At 61.1% G+C, this 7,604-nt stretch carries 11 protein-coding genes; 6 read left to right on the plus strand and 5 right to left on the minus strand.

The genetic code is table 11. From position 1 onward, the window contains the following. The 5 genes from AABE10_RS35585 to AABE10_RS35605 form a co-directional block, all read right to left on the minus strand. The coding region (locus AABE10_RS35585; RefSeq protein WP_342937739.1) for a PRTRC system ParB family protein at nucleotides 1-696 on the minus strand (696 nt) is incomplete at its 3' end. A 116-nt stretch (nucleotides 697-812) separates the two neighbouring features. Then, the gene (locus AABE10_RS35590) at nucleotides 813-1,118 is read right to left on the minus strand and encodes a hypothetical protein (RefSeq protein ID WP_342937740.1); all 306 of its coding nucleotides are present in this window, start codon (nucleotides 1,116-1,118) and stop codon (nucleotides 813-815) included. Nucleotides 1,119-1,321: 203 nt separating this feature from the next. Further along, nucleotides 1,322-1,672, minus strand: coding sequence for a hypothetical protein (locus AABE10_RS35595; RefSeq protein WP_342937741.1), 351 nt, complete (start codon nucleotides 1,670-1,672; stop codon nucleotides 1,322-1,324). Between the two features lie 93 nt (nucleotides 1,673-1,765). Then, nucleotides 1,766-2,791: an N-6 DNA methylase gene (locus AABE10_RS35600; protein WP_342937742.1), complete on the minus strand. Its 1,026-nt coding sequence runs from the start codon at nucleotides 2,789-2,791 to the stop codon at nucleotides 1,766-1,768. Further along, the gene (locus AABE10_RS35605; protein ID WP_342937743.1) at nucleotides 2,788-3,156 is read right to left on the minus strand and encodes a hypothetical protein; all 369 of its coding nucleotides are present in this window, start codon (nucleotides 3,154-3,156) and stop codon (nucleotides 2,788-2,790) included. The genes AABE10_RS35600 and AABE10_RS35605 overlap by 4 nt, the downstream gene beginning before the upstream one ends. Nucleotides 3,157-3,955: 799 nt before the next feature. On the opposite strand from AABE10_RS35605, the gene AABE10_RS35610 reads away from it, so the two are divergent. The 6 genes from AABE10_RS35610 to AABE10_RS35635 form a co-directional block, all read left to right on the plus strand. Beyond that, a complete protein-coding gene (locus tag AABE10_RS35610) occupies nucleotides 3,956-4,153 on the plus strand; it encodes a hypothetical protein (protein WP_342937744.1) in 198 nt (65 codons plus the stop codon). A gap of 16 nt (nucleotides 4,154-4,169) precedes the next feature. Next, nucleotides 4,170-4,502: a hypothetical protein gene (locus AABE10_RS35615; RefSeq protein ID WP_342937745.1), complete on the plus strand. Its 333-nt coding sequence runs from the start codon at nucleotides 4,170-4,172 to the stop codon at nucleotides 4,500-4,502. A 132-nt stretch (nucleotides 4,503-4,634) separates the two neighbouring features. Continuing rightward, on the plus strand, nucleotides 4,635-5,861 hold the full coding sequence (locus AABE10_RS35620; RefSeq protein ID WP_342937746.1) for a DUF1173 family protein: 1,227 nt from the start codon (nucleotides 4,635-4,637) through the stop codon (nucleotides 5,859-5,861). A 51-nt stretch (nucleotides 5,862-5,912) separates the two neighbouring features. After that, entirely contained in the window at nucleotides 5,913-6,680 is a 768-nt protein-coding gene (locus AABE10_RS35625) for a hypothetical protein (protein ID WP_342937747.1), read from the plus strand. A 101-nt stretch (nucleotides 6,681-6,781) separates the two neighbouring features. Further along, the gene (locus AABE10_RS35630) at nucleotides 6,782-7,231 is read left to right on the plus strand and encodes a hypothetical protein (RefSeq protein ID WP_342937748.1); all 450 of its coding nucleotides are present in this window, start codon (nucleotides 6,782-6,784) and stop codon (nucleotides 7,229-7,231) included. A 10-nt stretch (nucleotides 7,232-7,241) separates the two neighbouring features. Further along, nucleotides 7,242-7,604: DUF5131 family protein (locus AABE10_RS35635; protein WP_342937749.1), on the plus strand; the 363-nt coding region annotated here is incomplete at its 3' end.

Raw genomic sequence — 7,604 nt, forward strand, 5'->3', positions numbered from 1 at the left:
GCCAATCGCTTCGCCAAACATCTGCGCCTGCGTCGACGAGTTATGCGGGCAACCCGCGCAATCCGCCTTGTCGAAAATGGCCGAGGCCAGTGCGCACGACGCCGATTCAACCAGCTTCTTCACGTCGGCGACGGACCGCTTCTCCGCAACGACGACGGGCAGGACCTTGTCCTGATTCTCTTTCGAGAGCGCCGCCAGCAGTTCGGCGTGAGCGATATTGATCTTTCGCTCGCTGAGCGCATCCAGTACCGCCTTCGAGCAGTTCAGCAGCGCGAGGCGGCTGTCCAGTGTCGAGCGCGACCACCCAAGTATCTTGGCCGTCACGTCACGATCGCCGCCGTGCAGACCGAGCAACTCAGCAGCGTCGACGGCTTCTTCCGAAGGCGACAGGTTATCGCGCTGGATGTTTTCGGTGAGCGCAATACGGCGCGCTTCGACCTCATCGACGTCCTTTACAACGATGGGCATCGGGAAGTCTTCACCGTGAGCGTCCATGGCACCGCGATAGCGGCGACCACCGGCGATCACCTCGTAGTCAAACTCGTCCTCCGTGACGGGGCGGACGATGATGGGCGTGTCAACGCCATGCGCCCGAATCGATTCGGTCAGTTCCGCCATTGCCTTCGGATCGAAGTACGTACGCGGATTCCGGCCGAGCCTGATGCGCTTGAGGGGAGCAGTAAGTTGTTGTTGCATTGCAGGTTCTCCGAAGTGGGAACCCGCCCCCGAACGGGAGTGGTTCCCGATGGGGTCTAAGATGGGTGCCGGATATCCGGCGGATCAATGCGTCAGGGACGCGTAAAAGCGGCTCGTCAGTGCTCGAGATGCGGGCACTGCCAGATTTCGTGGCCCTTGAAGCAGAAGGAGCACATGCCCGACATTTCCTCCTCTGCCTCGTGGATCGCAATGCCTCTCTTCGACGACTCAGCCAGGTTCGGCTCATCGGCAAAGTAGATGGGCACCTTCAACTCACCAGCGTTTGCAGTCGCAGCGTCGCGTTGACCCAACGCCTCAGCATCAGCCATCGGTACCGCAAAGCTGTCATCGTCGGGATCGACGATCGAGGCTATCTTCGCTATCGCGAACGCGACGCGCACATCAAGGTAGGCGTTTGACATACAGGTTCTCCGGGGAGGGAACCAGCCCTGCGGGAGTGGTTCCCGAAGGGGTCAAAATGGATGCCGTGCGAGCCGGCGGTTCGATGCGTCAGGGACGCGGATGATTTATCAAAGATACGCCTCCGCGATAGCGGAATTCCCCGAAAAGCTGCACAAATCCATGCCGCTAAGAAAAAAAGGCCCACCGATGGTGGGCCTTCGCGTTACGGCGCGACGCTATCGCGCTGACACTGTTCGAGGACGAGACGTGCGATCGTCCTCGCAAGCGGCATCGCTACCGAGACTTCGCGCCGGTCGGCCGGCGCTTCCAGCACATTCAATACGAACGCGATTGAATCGACGACAGGTGGGCTGCCGGTTGCGTGAGTAGCGATCCATTCGATGAGTGACGCCTGATCGCGCTTCCAGTCTCTGTCGTCATGAACATAGCCGAAGCGTTCGCAGAGCAGTCGATGGAAATTTTTGAACTCGTGCTCCGCTCGCGCGCTGGCTTGATTGCCACCATCGGTCGGCGAGTTTAGAGAGGTGTTGCTTTCGGAAGGTTGAGGTTGCACGGCAGATTCTCCTGAAATGGGAGTCGGCCCCCAACGGGAGCAGACTCCCGTTGGGATCAATAGAGGTGCCCTCGTTATCGGGAGGGCTCCGGTTTAGAAAAGCGTTAGCTGGTCGATCGTATCGAACACGGTGCGTTCCCGTGTACCGCTTGCCAGCGACTGCTCGAAAAGCTCAGCCAGCGACGTCGCACTGCGACTTACCTGTGCAGGCGTAGTCCGCGGCGTTTCGCGTTCCAAAACCTCCACGTCCGCAGTTTCGATCTCTGTTGCGACAGCGACTTCCTGCACAACGTCTGGCGACTCAGCCACATCAACGTCCGGCTGCTGTTCCGGCGCGACAGCTTCACGAAGCAGATCCGCCTCGAGTCGGCGCCGTAGCTTGAACGTCCAGCCTCCGAGAATGTGCGCGGGCGTGTACCAGGTGCCCCACACCTCCATCGACAGCGCATTGCCGTGCACGACCGTTGCGGGAACGTGCAGCAGCGACAACTGGACGTACGTCATGTGGACGCAACACGGATCGATATCGATGCAGGTTGCGTGCATCGAGTGCTGAAAATTGTGACCTGCAGCGAGGATTGAATCCGCCGCGGCGATCACCATGCCACCAGCGCCACAGGCCGGTTCATGCACCCGGAGAAAACCACGGCGCTCAACCTCCGCACCTACGTCTCCCATCAACATCATCGACATCATGCGGGACACGCTGTAGGGCGTGAAGAATTGCCCTGCCCGATCGTTGCCAAGGCCTAACATCATGTACGTCTCGCCAAGGACGTCGGTCAGGCCGCCGCTAACTGGCAGACCATCTGCGGTTTGCTTGCGGATCACCGCCACGCGTTGCTCGAACGATTCAACGAGGAGACCGAGCATCTGCGGGAACCGCTCCACTTCCTCCCGCTTGTACTTGCCGACGATTTCGAGATAGCGCGTTTCGCGCGCCTCGAACTGCGCGCGATCGGCGCTATTGCTGATCGCGAGCGCGCTCATCTCCACAAAATCGGAAAACACCGTGTGCAGATGGTGGCCGTAGGAAAACGACTGGATGAGCTTGACGAGCTCCTTCTGTGCCGAGTCCGCGGTCAGATCATGCTTGCGTTGCGCAGGTTTTCGGCTCACAGCAGATCCTCCACCGGGCCGAGATGGGCCTGAAGAACTGCGTACAGCTGGTCGAAATCAGGAACCTCTCCCAACGCGAGGGAACGCTCTACATCAAAGCCAGCCATCTTGAATATCGCGGCTCGATCGACCACGGGTCGCACCGACCCAGCTGCGAACTCATCACGCGCCTTCCAGATGATCCGGGTGGCCAGCGCCTCATAGGTACGACGCAGTTCGCTGATAACCTGTTCGGTTGAAGGTACGCGTACCGCAGCGGCATGAGTCTCGCCAAACAGGCGCTTTTCGGTTGCCGCGACAGCGCTGTAATGCCGCCATGCGGCCGTTTGCGCATCAATGAAAGTTTGAATGAAATGATTAAACATGCCGGATTCCGTAGGTGATCCGGAGCGCATCCCCAGCCGGGGGCGCGCCCCGGCGGGTAGATGAGTGTTTGATCAGATGCCGTAGTACCGGCGTACACGTCGGCGTCGCTCAGCGAACGGGCGGCCGCAAGTCACTGACAGGGGTGCTTCCGCTACGAGATGACGGAGCGCTGCCGCTCGAAAATGCGCGGAATGGCGCTTCTTCGCTCTGACGATCCGCAGCAGTTGGTCGTGAGGGATGCCGTAGGTCTGCCAGACCATCAGGCCGAATCGAAGAATGCGTTGTCGGTTCATGGTGTGCTTCCAGTCGAAATGACGGGAGCACGCCCGTCGGGTGTGGGACCCGTCGGGGTAAATAGGAAACGCCTGCAGGTGCAGGCGTTCGGTCGATGCGTCATGGACGCGATTGATAAGACCATCTTAGCGCCCCCGCACTTCCAATCAACGGGAAATGGGCGCGTAATTCGTACGGCTTTTGCGGAGGGCGCGATCCGATATCCGGGCAACCTTATCCACAGATTCTCTGGATAACCCTGTGGATTGCTCGCCAGGAACGTCCGCCAGAAGGGCGGTGACCGGCCTTGCACGCGAGAGCGGCACGAGAGAGTGGCCCGAGAGAGTGACCCGATCCGGCTCAGGTCCCTAACCCGGAAAGCTTCAGAAATCCATATAGCTTTCGCCGCTCTACCGCGCAGATCAAAAGCTTGCCGCAAAGGACCAGCTTTCGCATGACACCCGAAGCGCCGCGCGATCGACAATTACATGCGCGCATGTACGCGCGCTTAAGGAGCCAGATCTCATGTCCGAGGCCGCCGATCATTCGAATACCACGTCGCCGCTTCATCGACGCCGCGTCATCTACCAGACCGACGTGACCAGCTTCGGCGAGGGCATCGTGACGGCGCACGACGAGCAGACAGGCACCGTCATTGTGATGGACGTCGACGACGGCTCGTTCTGGCGCGGCTCGGACGACGATATCGAAGTCATTGTTTAAACCGGATCACCAACTCATGTTTAGTCCCGTTGAAAACGGCGCCGTTCTCGCCACGATCGCCTGCGCCACCCTCATCGTCTGGAATCTCGCGACCCTTGTTGCGCAGCACTTGCACTGGCCAAGGTGGACCGCCCTCGCGATGACGTTGGGTGTAGTCGGCGCCATCATCGCGGCAAGCCTGATCGCCGCCCTTCGTGCCGAACTCCGCGCGCGCCGGGAGCGCCGCGAGCAAGCAGCAATGGAACAGCGATATCCGCAGTGCCATGTCAAACGACTTTCGAGCGGAAAGTGGTTCCTTACCGATAGGGCAACCGGACGCGAGCTTCGTCTGAACCACGACCTCCCCTGATCTTCCCGCCTTCTATACCCGCCGCCGTCATGTCGCCTGATTTCTCCCGAACGGACGTCGGCGAGCCTGAAACGGCATATCACTTCAAGCCTGTGGCCGCCAGCGAGCGGCCATTTTCTATGGAGATGCGACATGTACAACGTATCCTTTGACGGCGAGACCGTGCCGCTCGGCGACGTGCAGGACAACCCCGCGCGTTATGTGAAACGTCTTGAACGCGCGAAGGTCACGCCCGGGTATGCCGTCTGTTTGTGCACAACGGGCACAGCGCCACTGCAGCTTGTGATCCGCCGTTACGGCTCTTTGCTTCACCTCGCCGGCTGGCCAGAAGAGGGCCATCGCCATAAGCGGGACTGCGACTTCTTCAAGGACCCGAACGTCGTGAAGCCAACCGACGTTGGCGACTCTACTGCTGCGATTCTCGCCACCCCCACAGGTCTGAACGTGAAGCTCGACGCCGCGCTAACACTGCGCGAAACCACTACCGGTTCACGCGGTTCTGCCCCGTCGACTTCAACCCGCCAGAGCCGCCGTTCTGCGTCCCTCCTGGCTTTCCTCCAGACATTGTGGACTGAAGCAGGCCTGAATCGATGGATCGGTGCAGCCACGTCGCGACACTGGGGACACTGCAACAGCCAGCTGCTCGCGGAGATCGGCACGGCGCTGATTAATGGCGCAGAAGCGCAGAACGTCCTGCACATCATGCGTCGCTTTGATGAGGCGCATCGTTCCGAGATCAACGCCGAGTTCGATGCGTTCGTTTCACGATTGACAACGGACAAGGGGACGACACGCCGTGGACTCGTACTGGGCGAGGTCAGCGAGGTGGCGCCTACGCAATACGGGCACGCCATTGCCTTGCGTCAGAGCGCTCGCAGGTATTACGCGAGCACCGGCCTCATCGAGCACGCACAGCGCACGCATGCCCATGCGTGGCGTGCGTTCGGCGATCGAAGCGCTCGCGTCGTTGCCCTCCTTCTCGTTGAGCGAACGTCAAAGGGCCATCTCAGGGTCGTCGACCTGGCAGCGATGCTTTGCTCACAGGCATTCGTGCCCTGCGACTCGATACACGAAGTCGCTATGGCGAACCGGCTGGTTGCCGAGCGCCGCAGTTTCGTCAAGCCCGTGCGAATGTCGCCGGCAGACGACATGCTTCCCGATTTCATCCTGCGCGATACCAATCCGGAGACTCACATTGAGGTTTACGGCATGAACGGCGTCGCTTCGTATGAGGCACGCAAGAGGGACAAGCAGGCACTGCGCGCCGCGCGCCGCATTCCCGCCGCCGAATGGAATATCGAACGGGAACCGCTGGAAAACGTCGTGCTCCCACCCTCGCGCATCGCATCGCCGACCTGACGGCGCGCCCGCCTCGATTAATACCCGGCAACATTCTGAACAGGAGACGCCATGTCGCCACAACTCGCCGAGATCTTGCAGGATGCCTTGAACTTCACCCGTTACGCCGCCTCGCCATTTATCCTGAATGGGAGACCAGACTCCATCCGGCTGTGGCTTGACGCGCTGCGGGAGCAGCTTTCCTGTCTCATCGCGAAAGTGGACCGCGCGATGGACGCTGTTGCGCTTCGTCCCGAAGGCGACACATGGACCGACGAGGAACGCATATTGAGCCACGAATGGGTCAGGCGTCACTACCCGAACGAGACGGCCTCGACACAGGCCGCGCTTCGCATGGCCTGGCGCGATGGTCAGCGTCTCAGATCTGCGCACCCTGATTCGCCGCGCGCGTCCGCTGGCACGCAGTTTGAGCGGCTCACGCTGGAAGCATTGCGCGCGCTGGTCCCGTCGGACGACAAAAACTCCGAATGGTGTAGGTCAGCGCACGAGTTACTGCAGGCGCTGCCGGCCGGTCGCGGGTTCAGGTACCTCGACATTAACCGCACCGTGATCCGCGATGTGTTCCTGAAGCACGGCGTGTTCCCTGCGCAGTCGCCCCGCGACATCCCCAACTCGGCGTGTGAGGCTGTCGAGGAGTTGCTGAACCATGCGGAGGAAGCGGACGAGTACAAGCACCGCTATCGCGATGCCGCCCGCGACCTTGCCTCAATCCGGCAGGCGCTGAACATCCCGAACGATGAGATCGGGATCGTCGGCGGAGTCGGACTCGTCCTTGAAACGATCGCGAATCTCAAGCGTCCACAACAAACGGTAGCCTGACCGGGTCGCGCGCCGTCGCGCGCGCAACCTTGACTTTTCGTCTCGCACGCCATGATGCCTATAAGCCGCTCTTCGAGGGGCAACCAACCAACGAGGCATTCATGCAAGGCAAAGCGTTTTTCCTGGAGCGCGCAATTTCACGCGCGCTCGACTGGGCCGGTCGCTACCCGGCGCTCGGCTGCGCAGCCCACGATCCGCAGTCCATTTCCAACGGCCGGCAGGTCGTCGCCGCCGCTCTCACACCTGACGGAATCCGCTGCGTCTTTTTCAGCGCTGTCGGCTCCGTGCTCGACTTCACGGCGACATGGGCGGAGCTCGAGCGCGCCAAAACGTGGTGGTACTTCGTCCAGCGCTGGTATTTCTGGGTGGTACCTGACGCGAAGACACTCGATCGCCTGAACGTCACGGGCCTGCGGCTCGACCACGCGATCGTGCCGATGCACAGCAGTTCGCTCGACGCAGTCACCTATAGGGTATGGCTCGGCAGCATTGAAGCGCGGGCACGGGTGCGCGGATCACTGGCAGCCGTCCACCTCGAACTCGAAGCGTAGGAGGAAAGTCATGGGTGCGCTTACCGCAATCGAATGGACGGACATGACGTGGTCGCCCTGGGAAGGGTGCCAGAAAGTTGGCCCGGGTTGTGACCACTGTTACGCGGAGTCGATGAACCACTGGCTGCGCCGCGGCGAGAACTGGGGGCCCGGCGCAGAGCGACGCACCTACAGCGACGCGCATTGGGCAAAGCCCGTGCGCTGGAATGAATCGGCCGCCCGCGCCGGTCAGTATCGGAAGGTGTTTCCCAGCGTTTGCGATCCGTTCGACAATGCTGCGCCGGCGGGTGCGCGTGAGCGATTCGGCCAGCTCATCCTCGCCACGCCGCACCTGATCTGGATGCTTCTGACCAAGCGCATCGGGAACGCGTCC

Source organism: Paraburkholderia diazotrophica (genome assembly GCF_038900755.1).
GTDB lineage: Bacteria > Pseudomonadota > Gammaproteobacteria > Burkholderiales > Burkholderiaceae > Paraburkholderia > Paraburkholderia diazotrophica_A.